The following is a 15,802-nucleotide window of genomic DNA, read 5'->3' as shown; positions in this document are numbered from 1 at the left end:
TACTGCGGGTTACCCGAAGGTTTCAAAAGTCCCAGTCTTCGTCCTCGGTCGCGACCGCCTTGCCGATGACGTAGGACGAACCGGAGCCGGAGAAGAAGTCGTGGTTCTCATCTGCATTGGGCGAGAGCGCTGAAAGGATCGCCGGATTGACCCGGCAAGCCTCGGCGGGAAACAGTGCCTCGTAACCCAGATTCATCAGGGCCTTATTGGCGTTGTAGTGCAGGAACTGCTTGACGTCCTCGGTCAGGCCGACGCCGTCATAGAGGTCCTCGGTATATTTTGCCTCGTTATCGTAAAGCTCAAGAAGCAGGTCGAAGGCGAAATCCTTGATCTCCTGCCTTTCGTTTTCATTAAGGCGGTCTATCGTCCTTTGGAACTTGTAGCCGATATAATAGCCGTGCACGGCCTCGTCGCGGATGATCAGGCGGATCAGGTCCGCCGTGTTGGTAAGCTTGGCGCGGCTTGACCAGAACATCGGCAGGTAGAAGCCGGAATAGAACAGGAAGCTTTCCAGAAACACGCTGGCGATCTTTTTCTTCAGCGGATCGCCGCTGTCATATTCCCGCATGATCAGTGCGGATTTGCGCTGCAGGAACTCGTTTTCCTCCGACCAGCGATAGGCATCATCGACGTCAGGTGTCAGGCAGAGCGTCGAGAAGATCGATGAATAGGACCGGGCGTGCACCGCTTCCATGAATGAAATGTTTGAGAGAACCGCCTCCTCATGCGGTGTTGCCGAATCTGCCATCAGGCGCACCGCGCCGACGCCGTTCTGGATTGTGTCCAGCAATGTCAGGCCGGTGAAGACACGGATCGTCAGTTTCTGCTCCTCGGGCCTCAGTGTTCCCCAGGAGGGGATGTCGTTGGAAAGCGGCACCTTTTCCGGCAGCCAGAAATTCGAGGTCAGGCGGTTCCAGACTTCCAGGTCCTTGTCGTCCTCGATGCGGTTCCAGTTGACCGCGCGGATGCGGGACACAGGTTTTACGGCGATGTTCATTGTCTTGTCCCTCAAATCAGAGCGTGCAGGAAACGCAGCCCTGAACCTGCGTGCCTTCCAGCGCCATCTGGCGCAAACGGATGTAGTAGATGGTCTTGATGCCCTTCTTCCAGGCATAAATCTGTGCCCGGTTGATGTCGCGGGTCGTGGCCGTATCACGGAAGAACAGCGTCAGAGACAGGCCCTGATCGACATGCTGGGTGGCCGCCGCGTAGGTATCAATGATCTTTTCAGGGCCAATCTCATAGGCATCCTGGTAATACTCGAGATTGTCGTTCGAGAGATAAGAAGCCGGGTAATAAACTCGGCCGATCTTGCCCTCTTTACGGATTTCGATCTTCGAGACGATCGGATGAATGGAGGATGTGGAGTGGTTGATATAGGAGATCGAGCCTGTCGGCGGCACTGCCTGCAGGTTCTGGTTATAGAGGCCTGATGCCATGACCTCCTGCTTCAAGACCTTCCAGTCTTCCTGGGTCGGAATGGCGATACCGGCCTTTTCGAACAAGTCGCGGACCTTTTCCGTCGCGGGCAACCATTCCCGGTCGGTATATTTGTCGAAATATTCGCCCGAGGCATATTTGGAGTTTTCAAAGCCCTTGAAGCTCTGGCCTCTTTCCACCGCCAGCCGGTTGCTGGCGCGGATAGCGTGATACGTCACGGTGTAGAAATAGATATTGGTGAAATCTATGCCTTCCTCCGAGCCATAAAAGATGCGCTCGCGCGCCAGATAACCGTGCAGGTTCATCTGACCGAGCCCGATGGCATGGCTTTCGTCATTTCCCTTTTCAACAGACGGAACGGAGGAGATGTGGCTCATGTCCGACACCGCCGTCAGTGCCCTGATGGAGGTTTCAATGGTCTTCCCGAAATCGGCCGAATCCATTGCCGCGGCGATATTCAATGAACCGAGATTGCAGGAAATATCCTTGCCCATGTGACTATAGGAGAGATCGGCGTTGAACGCGCTCGCTTCGCTGACCTGCAGGATTTCCGAGCAGAGATTGCTCATGCTGATGCGACCGGCAATCGGATTGGCGCGGTTCACCGTATCCTCAAACATGATGTAGGGATAACCGCTCTCGAACTGGATTTCGGCGATCACCTGGAAGAATTCGCGCGCCTTGATCTTCTTCTTGCGGATGCGGCTGTCGGCGACCATCTCGTGGTATTTTTCCGTCACCGAGATTTCGGTGAAGGGCACGCCGTAGACCCGCTCCACATCATAGGGAGAGAACAGATACATATCCTCGTTGTTGCGGGCGAGCTCGAAGGTGATGTCGGGGATGACGACGCCGAGCGACAGGGTCTTGATGCGGATTTTTTCGTCGGCGTTTTCACGCTTGGTATCGAGGAAACGCATGATGTCGGGGTGGTGGGCATGCAGATAGACAGCACCCGCACCCTGGCGGGCGCCGAGCTGGTTGGCATAGGAAAACGAATCTTCCAGCAGCTTCATTACGGGTATGACACCGGAGGACTGGTTTTCGATCTGTTTGATCGGCGCGCCAGCCTCGCGAATATTGGTCAGTGAAAGGGCAACGCCGCCACCGCGCTTGGAGAGCTGCAGCGCCGAATTGATGGAGCGGCCGATGCTTTCCATATTGTCTTCCACGCGCAGCAGGAAACAGGAGACCAGCTCGCCGCGGCTCTTCTTGCCCGCGTTCAGGAACGTCGGGGTCGCCGGCTGGAAGCGGCCGGAAATGATCTCGTCGACCAGATTGCGTGCCAGCTGCTCATCACCGCGCGCAAGGGAAAGCGCCACCATGCAGACGCGATCCTCGTAACGCTCCAGATAACGTTTTCCGTCGAAGGTCTTCAGCGTGTAGGAGGTGTAATATTTGAACGCACCGAGGAAGGTCGGAAAGCGGAATTTCCGGGCATAGGCCTCGTCATAGAGGTCACGAACGAAATTGAAGGAATACTGGTCCAGCACCTCCTGTTCGTAGTAGCCCTCCGCTACCAGATAATCGAGCTTTTCCCTGAGGTTATGGAAAAACACCGTGTTCTGGTTGACGTGCTGGAGGAAATATTGGCGGGCAGCAAGACGATCCTTGTCGAGCTGGATTTTTCCGTTCTCGTCATAAAGGTTCAACATCGCGTTCAGCGCGTGGTAGTCCAGGCCTGCATCGAGCGGCGTCTGGCTTGCGGCTGTTGGCTGTTTGGTGTCCTTGCGCAGCGCGCTAGCGGTCAGCGTGTCCAAAATCGTTCCAATCCATGTTTGACGTTGGCGACATCCTCCTCAGTGCCGAGAAGCTCGAAGCGATAGAGAAACGGCACTGCGCATTTGCGCGAGACGATATCTCCGGCGGATGCGAAAGCTGCGCCAAAATTGGTGTTTCCCGCCGCGATGACGCCGCGAATGAGATTGCGGTTGGAGGGCTCGTTTAAAAACCGGATGACCGGCTTCGGCACGGCCCCCTTGGTGCCGCCGCCGCCATAGGTGGGCGTGACGAGCACATAGGGTTCCGACACCTGAGGCACGTCATCCTCAGCGCCGAGCGGCAGGCGAAGCAACCGCCGCCCCAGTTTCAGAAGGAAACGATGGGTGTTTTCGGAACGACTGGAATAATAGACGATCAGACCCATCGCCTGCCGCCTCAGCCGATCGAGCCGATCATGTCCGGCCGGAACCCCGCCCAATGGCGTTCACCGGCAACCACCACCGGAACCTGCATGTAACCGAGACCACGGACATGATCGAGAGCGTCAGCATCTTCGGAAATATCGACGATCTCATAGGGAACGCCTATGCGGTCGAGCGCGCGATAGGTGGCGGTGCACTGGACGCAGGCGGGTTTGCTGTAAACGGTGATGGTCATAATTTCCCTTTCGAAGCTATTTTGGACGCGGCAAAGCGTTGCCGATTGCAATCGCAATCGGGCGGCAGTGGTTTTGTCATTCAGGTGGGGCGTGCTCTCTCGGAGTTTCCTCGGGAAATCCGACTGGTTCTCCTGGAACTGCTGAAAGCCGCAGAAAATCACTCCCTACGCAGACGAGCGTAGCAACTCAAAAATATGCACTGGCATGACTTCACCCCGAAGCTTGTTCTGGAGGGGGCAGAAAAGGGCGCACGCAAATCATCTGCGTCTACACCTTCCTCCGGACACCCCGCCCGTGGACGTTTGCGCTCAAGGCAGGTCTCCTGACTCGCGGGTCACAACATCTATTCCGGCCTTCCCGGAGCGCTCAGCTCCAGTGACTCAAATCGGAACGATGCTCGCCGCTTACAGTTGCGGGGGCAGTTTCGGCCTTGCTTCACCACGATGGCGTTACGCACCGAATTCCCGTCTTAGCTCCCAATCCTTGCGAATCGGAAGAACCTCGAACACCACATATAGTATATGAGGAAATTTTCTCGTCAATAAATAGACACACAAAAGCCCCGCCCTGTGGATCAAAAAGATTCAACACATGGTCAACAATGACTTAACGGCGGGCCGGACACACCGCGCGGGAGATGAAGATCCTAATCTATTCCCAGATATCGATGTGGATATCGGCGGGACGGGCGTTTTCGATCACCCTTTTCCCGTTGGGAAGATCGTTTGCGAAAAGCTTGGCGTGGATCTGAGCTGCATCGAGACCATAACCCAGCCATCTGTTTCGCAGCCTCTCTTCCAGCACCGCGACGGACGGACCCACGAAGATAGTGAGATCAAAGCTTCCGGAAAGGTTTGTCCAGGGCGCTTCGTTCAGCAGCAGATAATTGCCCTCGGCGAGGATGAAGCGTGTTTCCGGAGCAATCGCACGGGCAGACGCAATGGCGATTTCACGGGAGCGATCAAACACCGGGACAAGCACCTCCTGCCCGCCCTTGCGAACGGCGGAGACGATATCGAGGAAGCCACGCACATCGAATGTTTCCGGCGCACCCTTCCTTGGCAGCAGTCCTCGCTCTTCGAGGATGCCATTGTCCATATGGAAGCCGTCCATGGGCAGAATGGCGGCCGTTTCGCCCCGTGCGCGCAAGGCGTCGCAAAGAGCATCCGCCAACGTGGATTTGCCGGCCCCAGGGGGACCGGCAATCGCGACGATGAAACGGGCGTGGCCTTCTGCCCGCTGAAGAACTTCTTCGACGATCGTCTCAAGCTTCAGCGTCATGCGGCGAGCGTTTCCTTCGGTGCTTCCTTGGCACCGGTCATGAAGGCGACGGCATCCGACATGGAATAGTCCTTCGGGTTGATGACGCACAGGCGCTTGCCAAGCCGATGGATATGGATGCGGTCGGCAACCTCGAAAACATGCGGCATGTTATGCGAAATCAGAACGATCGGCAGGCCGCGGGAACGCACGTCGAGAATAAGTTCCAGGACACGGCGGCTTTCCTTGACCCCAAGCGCGGCAGTCGGTTCGTCGAGGATCACGACCTTGGAACCGAAGGCGGCTGCACGTGCCACCGCGACGCCCTGGCGCTGACCGCCCGAGAGGGTTTCCACCGCCTGATTGATGTTCTGGATCGTCATCAGGCCGAGTTCCGACAGTTTTTCGCGGGCGAATTTTTCCATGGCCGGACGATCCAGCGCGCGGAAGAGGCTGCCCTGTATGCCGGGCTTACGGATTTCCCGGCCAAGAAACATATTGTCGGCTATGGAAAGTGCAGGAGACAAGGCCAGGTTTTGATAGACGGTCTCAATACCCGCCTTGCGCGCCTCAATCGGCGAACGGAACTGCACAGGCTGGCCCTCCAGCCGGATTTCCCCCTCATCGGGCGTAACCGCGCCTGAAATCGCCTTGATGAGAGAGGATTTTCCGGCGCCGTTGTCGCCGATCACGGCCAGGATTTCGCCCGGATAGAGATCGAAATCGGCGTGATCGAGGGCGGTCACACGGCCATAGCGCTTGACGAGATTGCGTGCTGTGAGAATGGGTTCTTTTGTCATCAGCCTGCTACCTTTCTGATCCACTGGTCGATTGCGACAGCCAAGATGATGAGGACGCCGATCAACAGATAGGTCCATTGCGGGTCTGTCCCGATAAGCCTGAGGCCGAGCGAAAAGACGCCGACGATCAGGGCACCGAAGATCATGCCCATGATGGAGCCGCGTCCACCGAACAGTGACAGACCGCCAATAACCACCGCCGTGATGGATTCGATGTTGGCGAATTGGCCAGCAGTCGGCGAAACCGACCCGATGCGGCCGATGAGAGCCCAACCGGCAAAGGCGCAGATGAGGCCTGACAGGGTGTAAACAGTGGTCAGCATACGTTTGACATTGACACCGGCGAGCTCTGCGGCATCCGGATCGTCACCCACGGCATAAAGATGGCGGCCCCAGGCGGTGCGGTTCAGGACATACCAGAGCAGAGCAACAAGCAGAACCATGGCGATGACGCCGTAGGTGAAGACCGCATTGCCTATACGAAGATTGGCGCCGAAAAATTGCAGGATCGGTGCCTGCTGGGCAATGTCCTGAGCCCGGATCGTCTCATTTGCGGAATAGAGGAAGTTGGTCGCGAGCACGATCTGCCACATGCCAAGCGTGACGATAAAAGGCGGCAGGCGCATGCGCGAAACCAGAACGCCATTTATGAAGCCGCAGAATGCGCCAACGGCGAGACCACAGAGAATGGAGAGCTCCGCTGGCAGACCGTAACGGAAAGTGAACTGCCCCATGACGACCGAGGACAGAACCATGATCGCGCCGACCGAAAGGTCGATGCCCGCCGTCAGGATGACCAGCGACTGTGCCGCGCCGACGATGCCGACGATCGCGACCTGCTGCAGGATGAGGGTCAGCGAAAAGGCCGAGAAAAACTTGCCGCCAAGGAGCAGGCCGAAAATAATCAGCGACAGCACCAGAACGATAAGCGGCACGGCTGCCGGGCTGGAATGGAGAAAGTGCTGGAATTTTTCCAGCGCGCTCTTGTCGTGCGTATCGAAAGCGGCGACCTGCGTCGAACTTCCGGAGAGCACTTTTTCAAATTCATTATGCGGCTGAGCCCGCACCGGCTGATCGCTCATGGATTTTCCTCCCGATCGCTCCATCGCATCCGCCCTGACACCGAGGTCTATCTCCAAAGAGAGTGATGCGTAGATTTCAAAGTGTTGAAGCGGCCTTTGTCATCCCCGAAGGGCGCGCAACGCGCTCGTTTGTTCCTTTGTCCGATCCCCCGGATCGTGCCTGATATTCATTCTGGCCCAAGGGCGGGGGCACGAATGCCCCCGCGGGTTTCAACGGTGAGGCATCAGCCCCAGCATTTGTTGAGACCTTCCTTCGTATCGATCGAGTCGAGGCCCTTGACCGGCTTGTCGGTTACCAGCGTCACGCCGGTGTCGACAAAGTTCTTGCCTGCTGTCGGCTTCGGCTTTTCACCCGTGTCCGCAAACTTCTTGACGGCTTCGACGCCAAGCGCCGCCATCAGCAGCGGATATTGCTGCGAGGTCGCGCCGATAACGCCCTCCGCGACGTTCTTGACGCCCGGGCAACCGCCATCGACGGAAACGATCAGCACGTCCTTTTCACGGCCGACGGCCTTCAGCGCCTCATAAGCGCCGGCAGCCGCAGGTTCGTTGATGGTGTGGACGACATTGATGGTCGGGTCCTTCTGCAGCAGATTCTCCATCGCCGCGCGGCCGCCTTCCTCGTTACCATTGGTGACATCGTGGCCCACGATACGCGGGTCGTTCTCGTCACCGATCTTGTTGATGTCCTTCACATCAATGCCAAAGCCCTTCATGAAGCCCTGGTTGCGCAGCACATCCACAGTCGGCTGGGAAGGGGTGAGGTTGAGGAAGGCGATTTTTGCGTCCTTGGCCTTGTCGCCCAGCGTGCCGGCGGCCCACTTACCGATCAGCTCGCCAGCCAGAAGATTGTCGGTGGCAAAGGTGGAATCAGCGGCATCGACAGGCTCCAGAGGCGTGTCGAGGGCAATGACCAGAAGCCCCGCATCACGTGCCTTCTGCACGGCCGGAACGATGCCTTTGGTATCCGATGCTGTGATCAGAATACCTTTGGCGCCATCGGCGATGCAGGTCTCGATCGCTGCGACCTGGCTTTCGGAATCGCCGTCGATCTTGCCTGCGTAGGATTTCAGCGTCACACCAAGCTCCTTGGCCTTGGCAGTCGCGCCTTCCTTCATCTTGACGAAGAATGGATTGGTGTCGGTCTTGGTGATGAGGCAAACAGATGTGTCGGCGGCGGAAGCGGCGGAAGCGAAAGAAACGCCAAGCGCAAGCGCGCCCAGAAGAGCGGAAACAGTGGTCTTCATGAGATCCTCCCAATGGATATTTGAGCACCTATTCGGCTACCCGACGATCTCGTCTCCTCCGAGAACAATGATCGTTAGCTCCGATGGAACCACCAAAGGAACCGGCTGTCAATAAATAAATCCGATTGAATTATTAATTCTGTGTGGCATTCTGAGGCCCGGCATGGAGGAATATCGCCAATGACGTTTACGTTGCGATAGCAAGATTGCCATAAAGCCAGCTGTATCGGCCGCGGCAGATATGGAAGGCGGGAGGATGACATTATGAGACAATCTGTCGAGACGGCGCAGCAAGCGCCGCCCACTACCATGGATATGAGCGGTGGCGCCAACCAGATCGGTGTGCGCGCTTATAACGAGCGGCTTGTGCTCTCCCTCGTTCGCCGCCATGGCGGGTTGTCAAAAGCCGAAATTGCCAGACTTTGCGGTCTCTCCGCGCAGACCGTTTCGGTTATCATGCGCTCACTCGAAAAGGACGGACTTCTCATCCGCGGCGAAAGGCTGCGCGGCAAGGTCGGCCAACCATCGACCCCAATGCGCCTCAATCCCGACGCCGTGTTCTCCTTCGGTGTCAAGATCGGCCGGCGCAGCGTCGATCTGGTGTTGATGGATTTTGTCGGCCACATCAGGCTCAAGCTTCGCAGGACCTACCCCTATCCGCTGCCGGAATGGATATTGCCCTTCGTGATCGAGGGTATGGCCGAACTGGAATCGAAGCTTTCCCCCGCAGAACGGCAGAAAATAGCCGGTGTGGGTATCGCCGCCCCGTTCGAACTCTGGAACTGGGCGCAGGAGGTCGGGGCGCCGCAGATTGAGATGGAACGGTGGCGGGATGTCGATATTCGGGCGGGCATCGCCGAAAACGTCAGCTACCCGGTGTTTCTGCAGAATGACGCAACCAGCGCCTGCGGTGCTGAACTGGTATTTGGTGCGGGCCAGAATTATACCGATTTTCTCTACGTCTTTATCGGCTCCTTCATAGGCGGCGGCGTTGTCCTGAATTCAGCGCTATTTTCTGGAAAGACCGGTACCGCAGGCGCAATCGGCCCACTGCCCGTCCAGGGGGAGGATGGTAATACCGTTCAGCTCCTCAAAATCGCATCCATCTTCGTTCTTGAGAACATGCTGCGCGAAAGAGGCATCGATCCGCGCCCCCTCTGGTTCTCGCCCGACGAATGGATCGATTTTGGCGAACCGCTGGAAAGCTGGATCGGAAAAACTGCGGCAGCCCTAGCCCAGGCTGTCATCGCCGCAGCATCCATCATCGATTTTTCCAGCGTCATCATTGATGGCGGCTTTCCGGACTGGGTCAGGACAAGGATCGTTGCCGCCACCCGGGAGGCGCTCAAACGCCACGATCTTCAGGGCGTCACGCTGCCGGAGATCGTCGAAGGCGCCGTCGGCAGCCAGGCGCGTGCAATCGGTGGCGCCAGCCTGCCCTTGTTTTCCCGTTACCTCATCGATCAGAACGTTCTGTTTAAAGACACGACCGGCTGACCCGGCTCATGTGACTTTTTTCTGACGGGATTTCCTCTGGGTGTCGGCCGGTCAGTCGCTGGCGGCATGCTGCATGATCGCCTCAAGAAAGGCCGGACCGTAACGTTCCAGTTTGGTATCCCCCACGCCTGGAATCTGCGCCATCTCCTTCACGGAGACCGGTTTTGCGGCGGCAAGCTCGATGAGCGTCTTATCGTGAAAAATCACATAAGGCGGAACGTTCTGTGCGCGGGCGATTTCCATGCGTTTTGCGCGCAGAACCTCGAAGAGGCCGCGGTCAGCGTCTGGCAGGGCGGCAGATGCGGCGTTTCGCGGCGCCTGCTGCCGGGGCGCAGATGGTATTCTCAGCATCAGCGACGGTTTTTCACGCAGGAACTGCCTCCCGTCGGCGGAAATGGACAATCCGCCGTGTCCGGACAAATCGACATCAATTAGTCGCAACGCGACCAGCTGGCGAAGAATGGCGCGCCAGGTGCGATTGTCGTGCTCCTTACCGATGCCATAAGTGGTTATGCGATCATGCCCGAATCGGGAAATCCTTTCGTCTTCGATGCCCAGCAGGACGCGGATGACATAGGCTTGTCCGAATCTTTCTCCGGTGCGGTAAATACAGGAAAGCAGTTTTTGGGCGGCTATGGCGCCGTCGAACAGATCCGGCGGCTCCGCGCATGTATCGCAATTGCCGCATGGCTCGCATCTGTCGCCGAAATAGGAAAGCAATATCTGCCTGCGGCAGCTTGCCGTCTCCGCAAGACCGAGCAGCGCATCCAGCTTCTGCCGCTCCATATGTTTGCGCTGATCCGCGGCGTCCGATTCCTCGATGAAACGATTACGCAACCCAATGTCTTCATAACCGTAGAGCATGAGCACGTCGGACGGGAGACCATCACGGCCTGCGCGGCCGGTCTCCTGATAATAGGCTTCAATGCTGCCGGGCAGATCAATATGGACGACAAAACGTACGTCCGGTTTGTCGATGCCCATGCCGAAGGCAACCGTCGCGACGATGATGACGGCTTCGCCGTGCTGGAAACGGGTCTGGTTCTCCTCCCGCGCGGCTTTGTCCATGCCGGCATGATAAGGCAGTGCGTTACGTCCTTCTTCGCGCAGCCAGGCGGCCGTTTCCTCGACCTTGCGTTTCGACAGGCAGTAAACGATGCCGCTTTGGTCTTCCCGGTCTTTCAGAAAACGTCTGAGCTGAGCGCGGGGATTATCCTTTTCCATGATCGCGTAGCGGATATTGGGACGATCGAAACCCGCGATGAAGGCATCGTCCGCTTCGATAACCAGATGGCCGAGGATTTCGGCGCGGGTAGGTTCGTCGGCTGTTGCCGTCAGCGCCATGCGCGGCGTATTCGGAAAACGCTCGATAAGCAGATCGAGTTGGCGATAGGGCGGACGGAAGTCGTGCCCCCATTGCGAAAGGCAGTGAGCCTCATCGACAGCGATCAGCGACAGATCAATGGATTGAAGTGCCTCGAGAACCTCCGGTTTGAGAAGGGTTTCCGGCGCAGCATAGAGAATATCGACATTTCCGGAGCGCATGGCCTGCCAGAGCGCACGCCGCTCTTCCGGCGAAAGGTCGGAGTTGAGTGCCTCGGCCCGCACGCCGGCCTGCCGAAGCGCCGCCACCTGATCGACCATCAACGCGATCAGCGGCGAGACGATCAGCCCCATGCCTTTGCGGGCGAGCGCCGGAATCTGGTAACACAGTGACTTTCCACCACCCGTCGGCATCAGCACGAAGGCGTTGTTTCCAGCCATGACATGCCGAATGATTTCCGCCTGTCGCCCACGGAAGCTGTCATAGCCGTAAACGGTCTTGAGGATTTGCAACGGATCGTCGTTCACGGCTTCTTCTTCTGTGTCTGGAGGATGGCGCATCATCGCCAGTTTCGGTTCCATGGCAATCCCGAATGTGGAATTGGCCGCTAAGACAGAAGCTGCGTCAGGCGTTGGCGTACAGAAACCGCTTGAGGCACGCCGACATCACAAGCCATCCGGTCGGGTCCTCCCCGGAGGGACGCCTGGAACGAGCGGCTTCCTGTATGGCTTCAGATTGCACGGCTTCGGGCCAGGGTCGCATCCGAGACTTTGTGAAGCCGGGTTGTTTTCGGATTGTTCGACTGTGTTTGGGTGCATCCACTTGCGCGCGTGCTCGGGGGCGGATTTGTGCTAGTGTTATGCTATGCCCAAAACGCAAGAAAGCCCTCTTTTGGGAGAGGGCTTTCGTGTTTGCTTTCTTCGTAATTTTGGTTGCGGGGGCAGGATTTGAACCTGCGGCCTTCAGGTTATGAGCCTGACGAGCTACCGGGCTGCTCCACCCCGCGTCCAGCGCATTCGGCAAGGCCGAATGTCGCGGTTACGTCGTTGCTTTAGCGACGACGGATCTTTGCCGGAGTAAATTGCGGAGCAATTTATCTCCTGTAAGGGACGCACTTGGCGTTTTCCTTAAGTTTTGTCTTAAACTGCAAAAGGCCGCTTTTGGCGGCCCTTTTTTTTCGGCTGGGCCGAGGGATGTGATGAGAAGATTTTGATGCGTTTTGCAGACCTGGCAGCGACCTACTCTCCCGCGTCTTGAGACGAAGTACCATTGGCGCTGGGGCGTTTCACGGCCGTGTTCGGAATGGGAACGGGTGCAGCCGCCCCGCGATAACCACCAGGTCGGCAAAACGCAACATTGTTCATGTTTTCACATGAACGTTGTTTTCGAGAAGCTGGAGAGCTCAAGGCTCTGTTTAATTTACACGTCGTTTCTGTGACTTATCCGTATGTTGCCTTGCTCGAGGTCGAGCGTGGCGCCCATACAGGACGCTAGTCCGTCGCCAATCGTTTGGCGCGCCGTCTGCAGCGTAGTGGCCGAAGGCCACGTCAGCGTGAAGACAGAACAGATCATCAAGCTCCGCTTGATGAGCATGAACAATGGGAACGAAGAAGTCGATCGAGCTATTAGTAACGGTAAGCTTCACACATTGCTGTGCTTCCACACCCGTCCTATCAACGTGGTCGTCTTCCACGGCTCTGATAGGGAACACTCGTTTTCAGGTTGGTTTCCCGCTTAGATGCCTTCAGCGGTTATCCATTCCGTATATAGCTACTCTGCTATGCCCTTGGCAGGACAACAGATCCACCAGAGATACGTCCATCCCGGTCCTCTCGTACTAGGGACAGATCCTGTCAATATTCCTACACCCACGGCAGATAGGGACCGAACTGTCTCACGACGTTCTGAACCCAACTCACGTACCGCTTTAAATGGCGAACAGCCATACCCTTGGGACCTGCTCCAGCCCCAGGATGCGATGAGTCGACATCGAGGTGCCAAACAACCCCGTCGATATGGACTCTTGGGGGTCATCAGCCTGTTATCCCCGGCGTACCTTTTATCCGTTGAGCGATGGCCCTTCCACACGGGACCACCGGATCACTATGACCGACTTTCGTCTCTGCTCGACTTGTCAGTCTCGCAGTCAGGCTAGCTTATGCCATTGCACTCGACGACCGATTTCCGACCGGTCTGAGCTAACCATCGCGCGCCTCCGTTACTCTTTCGGAGGCGACCGCCCCAGTCAAACTACCCACCATACACTGTCCCGGATCCGGATAACGGACCGCGGTTAGACATCCACGAAGATAAGGGTGGTATTTCAAGGATGGCTCCACAGAAACTGGCGTCCCTGCTTCAAAGCCTACCACCTATCCTACACATGCCTTGGCGAATGCCAGTGTAAAGCTATAGTAAAGGTGCACGGGGTCTTTCCGTCTGACCGCAGGAACCCCGCATCTTCACGGGGAATTCAATTTCACTGAGTCTATGTTGGAGACAGCGGGGAAGTCGTTACGCCATTCGTGCAGGTCGGAACTTACCCGACAAGGAATTTCGCTACCTTAGGACCGTTATAGTTACGGCCGCCGTTTACTGGGGCTTCAGTTCAGAGCTTGCACCCCTCCCTTTAACCTTCCAGCACCGGGCAGGCGTCAGACCCTATACGTCGTATTGCTACTTCGCAGAGCCCTGTGTTTTTGATAAACAGTCGCTACCCCCTGGTCTGTGCCACCCCATCATACTTGCGTACAAAAGGGTCACGCTTCTTCCGAAGTTACGCGTGCAATTTGCCGAGTTCCTTCAACATAGTTCTCTCAAGCGCCTTGGTATACTCTACCTGACCACCTGTGTCGGTTTCGGGTACGGTCTATACGGTGGAGCTATTTCCTGGAACCTCTTCGCCGCCCAACCAATCCAATAAGGTTGAACAACACACGAGATCCGTCACTACCACCAGGCCCACGAATATTAACGTGGTTCCCATCGACTACGCGTGTCCGCCTCGTCTTAGGGGCCGGCTAACCCTGCTCAGATTAACTTTAAGCAGGAACCCTTGGTCTTTCGGCGAGGGAGTCTCTCACTCCCTTTATCGTTACTCATGTCAACATTCGCACTTCCGATATCTCCAGCAGCCCTCACGGGTCCGCCTTCACAGACTTACGGAACGCTCCGCTACCACTTGCATTGCTGCAAATCCTCAGCTTCGGTGCATGGCTTTAGCCCCGTTACATTTTCGGCGCAAAGACCCTTATTTAGACCAGTGAGCTGTTACGCTTTCTTTAAATGATGGCTGCTTCTAAGCCAACATCCTGGTTGTTTTGGGATCCTCACATCCTTTCCCACTTAGCCATGACTTGGGGACCTTAGCTGGAGGTCAGGGTTGTTGCCCTTTTCACGACGGACGTTAGCACCCGCCGTGTGTCTGCCGACTAGTACTCCTCGGTATTCGGAGTTTGGTTAGGATCAGTAAGACGGTGAGTCCCCATAGCCCATCCAGTGCTCTACCCCCGAGGGTATTCGGTCGACGCTCTACCTAAATAGATTTCGCGGAGAACCAGCTATTTCCGAGTTTGATTGGCCTTTCACCCCTAGCCACAAGTCATCCCGAACTATTGCAACAGTTATGGGTTCGGCCCTCCAGTTGGTGTTACCCAACCTTCAGCCTGCTCATGGCTAGATCACTCGGTTTCGGGTCTAATGCAACTAACTCAATCGCCCTATTCAGACTCGCTTTCGCTGCGCCTACACCTACCGGCTTAAGCTTGCTAGTTACACTAAGTCGTTGACCCATTATACAAAAGGTACGCCGTCACCCTTGCGGGCTCCGACTGTTTGTAGGCATCCGGTTTCAGGTTCTATTTCACTCCCCTCGTCGGGGTGCTTTTCACCTTTCCCTCACGGTACTTGTTCGCTATCGGTCATGCACGAGTACTTAGGCTTGGAGAGTGGTCTCCCCATGTTCAGACAGGATTTCACGTGTCCCGCCCTACTCAAGGACAATGACTGTTCTACGCGTAAGGGGCTATCACCCTCTATGGCCGACCTTTCCAGATCGTTCCGCTTTATTCATCATTGCCACTGGCCTGGTCCGCGTTCGCTCGCCACTACTTGCGGAGTCTCGGTTGATGTCCTTTCCTGCAGGTACTTAGATGTTTCAGTTCCCTGCGTTCGCTTCTTACCCCTATGTATTCGAAAGTAAGATACCTTATCACAATGCTTGGAAACCCAGGCCGTTCGTTAAAACAGACTGGATTTTCCAAGCATTTAAGGTGGGTTGCCCCATTCGGAGATCCATGGATCAAAGCTTATTCGCAGCTCCCCACGGCTTTTCGCAGCGTATCACGTCCTTCTTCGCCTGTGCATGCCAAGGCATCCACCAAATGCCCTTAATTCACTTCTTCGTTCTCATTGTCTATGCTCATCCATAGCCGTTCCAAAGGAACGGCAACCTGATTACCTTTTACAATCAAGTCCTTCCTGATGACATCGACGTGTCGGTATGGTCTTCATTGAGGGCACGCCGGTGCACCTCGAAGCCATACCATTAAGACCAGCTTCTCGAGATATCATCCGGTGATGCGCGGTCAGGCAACATCAATCCAGCATTCCCATCAGATGAAGGCCTAAACCTTCAAACAACAAAAATGCCTCGGACAAGCTTTCCTACCTACCTCCAATCCCTCCACCAATTCCGGCCGACTAAGCCATCTCAAGGTTTCACAGGGACTGGGCTCGGACGTTTCAAACCACAAGGGCTCAAAACACCTGGA

At 56.4% G+C, this 15,802-nt stretch carries 10 protein-coding genes, 1 tRNA gene, 2 rRNA genes and 1 riboswitch; of the genes, 1 reads left to right on the top strand and 12 read right to left on the bottom strand.

The annotated features are described in order from the left end of the window. Positions 1 to 22: 22 nt before the first annotated feature. The 8 genes from nrdF to QE453_RS09285 form a co-directional block, all read right to left on the bottom strand. A complete protein-coding gene (nrdF, locus tag QE453_RS09320; protein ID WP_045533183.1) occupies positions 23 to 997 on the bottom strand; it encodes a class 1b ribonucleoside-diphosphate reductase subunit beta in 975 nt (324 codons plus the stop codon). A 16-nt stretch (positions 998 to 1,013) separates the two neighbouring features. Continuing rightward, positions 1,014 to 3,200, bottom strand: a complete 2,187-nt coding sequence (gene nrdE, locus QE453_RS09315; RefSeq protein WP_081950447.1) for a class 1b ribonucleoside-diphosphate reductase subunit alpha — start codon at positions 3,198 to 3,200, stop codon at positions 1,014 to 1,016. Further along, complete coding sequence (gene nrdI, locus QE453_RS09310) at positions 3,188 to 3,586, bottom strand: class Ib ribonucleoside-diphosphate reductase assembly flavoprotein NrdI (protein ID WP_004439016.1); 399 nt, start codon at positions 3,584 to 3,586, stop codon at positions 3,188 to 3,190. Before nrdI ends, nrdE begins: the two co-directional genes overlap by 13 nt. An 11-nt stretch (positions 3,587 to 3,597) precedes the next feature. Continuing rightward, the gene (nrdH, locus tag QE453_RS09305) at positions 3,598 to 3,819 is read right to left on the bottom strand and encodes a glutaredoxin-like protein NrdH (protein WP_004439013.1); all 222 of its coding nucleotides are present in this window, start codon (positions 3,817 to 3,819) and stop codon (positions 3,598 to 3,600) included. 295 nt (positions 3,820 to 4,114) lie between these two features. Further along, a riboswitch (cobalamin riboswitch) is annotated at positions 4,115 to 4,339 on the bottom strand. A 132-nt stretch (positions 4,340 to 4,471) separates the two neighbouring features. Then, complete coding sequence (locus QE453_RS09300) at positions 4,472 to 5,101, bottom strand: nucleoside triphosphate hydrolase (RefSeq protein WP_309776961.1); 630 nt, start codon at positions 5,099 to 5,101, stop codon at positions 4,472 to 4,474. Continuing rightward, positions 5,098 to 5,880 (bottom strand): ATP-binding cassette domain-containing protein, encoded by a 783-nt coding sequence (locus QE453_RS09295; RefSeq protein ID WP_004439010.1) that lies wholly within the window; start codon positions 5,878 to 5,880, stop codon positions 5,098 to 5,100. The genes QE453_RS09300 and QE453_RS09295 overlap by 4 nt, the downstream gene beginning before the upstream one ends. After that, positions 5,880 to 6,962: an ABC transporter permease gene (locus tag QE453_RS09290; RefSeq protein ID WP_004439008.1), complete on the bottom strand. Its 1,083-nt coding sequence runs from the start codon at positions 6,960 to 6,962 to the stop codon at positions 5,880 to 5,882. Before QE453_RS09290 ends, QE453_RS09295 begins: the two co-directional genes overlap by 1 nt. A 224-nt stretch (positions 6,963 to 7,186) precedes the next feature. Then, on the bottom strand, positions 7,187 to 8,209 hold the full coding sequence (locus tag QE453_RS09285) for a sugar ABC transporter substrate-binding protein (protein ID WP_004439006.1): 1,023 nt from the start codon (positions 8,207 to 8,209) through the stop codon (positions 7,187 to 7,189). Between the two features lie 264 nt (positions 8,210 to 8,473). Between QE453_RS09285 and QE453_RS09280 the strand changes: the two genes are divergently transcribed. Beyond that, entirely contained in the window at positions 8,474 to 9,706 is a 1,233-nt protein-coding gene (locus QE453_RS09280; RefSeq protein ID WP_309776959.1) for an ROK family transcriptional regulator, read from the top strand. A gap of 51 nt (positions 9,707 to 9,757) precedes the next feature. On the opposite strand, the gene recQ is transcribed toward QE453_RS09280, so the two are convergent. The 4 genes from recQ to QE453_RS09260 form a co-directional block, all read right to left on the bottom strand. Continuing rightward, entirely contained in the window at positions 9,758 to 11,557 is a 1,800-nt protein-coding gene (gene recQ / locus QE453_RS09275; RefSeq protein ID WP_309778112.1) for a DNA helicase RecQ, read from the bottom strand. A 402-nt stretch (positions 11,558 to 11,959) separates the two neighbouring features. Beyond that, positions 11,960 to 12,036: transfer RNA gene (locus tag QE453_RS09270), tRNA-Met, on the bottom strand. A 219-nt stretch (positions 12,037 to 12,255) separates the two neighbouring features. Beyond that, a 5S ribosomal RNA gene (gene rrf, locus QE453_RS09265) occupies positions 12,256 to 12,370 on the bottom strand. 264 nt (positions 12,371 to 12,634) lie between these two features. Continuing rightward, a 23S ribosomal RNA gene (locus QE453_RS09260) occupies positions 12,635 to 15,433 on the bottom strand. Positions 15,434 to 15,802 lie beyond the last annotated feature (369 nt).

This window comes from Agrobacterium sp. SORGH_AS_0440 (assembly GCF_031453135.1).
GTDB classification, from domain to species: domain Bacteria; phylum Pseudomonadota; class Alphaproteobacteria; order Rhizobiales; family Rhizobiaceae; genus Agrobacterium; species Agrobacterium pusense.
Note: the sequence above shows the minus strand (reverse complement) of the source record. Positions and strands in the feature narration are given on the sequence as shown.

What these genes read in the sequence shown, in the direction of transcription:
- nrdF (WP_045533183.1), bottom strand. Translation starts at nt 997, where the DNA reads ATGAACATCGCCGTAAAACCTGTGTCCCGCATCCGCGCGGTCAACTGG.
- nrdI (WP_004439016.1), bottom strand. Translation starts at nt 3,586, where the DNA reads ATGGGTCTGATCGTCTATTATTCCAGTCGTTCCGAAAACACCCATCGT.
- nrdH (WP_004439013.1), bottom strand. Translation starts at nt 3,819, where the DNA reads ATGACCATCACCGTTTACAGCAAACCCGCCTGCGTCCAGTGCACCGCC.
- QE453_RS09300 (WP_309776961.1), bottom strand. Translation starts at nt 5,101, where the DNA reads ATGACGCTGAAGCTTGAGACGATCGTCGAAGAAGTTCTTCAGCGGGCA.
- QE453_RS09295 (WP_004439010.1), bottom strand. Translation starts at nt 5,880, where the DNA reads ATGACAAAAGAACCCATTCTCACAGCACGCAATCTCGTCAAGCGCTAT.
- QE453_RS09290 (WP_004439008.1), bottom strand. Translation starts at nt 6,962, where the DNA reads ATGAGCGATCAGCCGGTGCGGGCTCAGCCGCATAATGAATTTGAAAAA.
- QE453_RS09285 (WP_004439006.1), bottom strand. Translation starts at nt 8,209, where the DNA reads ATGAAGACCACTGTTTCCGCTCTTCTGGGCGCGCTTGCGCTTGGCGTT.
- QE453_RS09280 (WP_309776959.1), top strand. Translation starts at nt 8,474, where the DNA reads ATGAGACAATCTGTCGAGACGGCGCAGCAAGCGCCGCCCACTACCATG.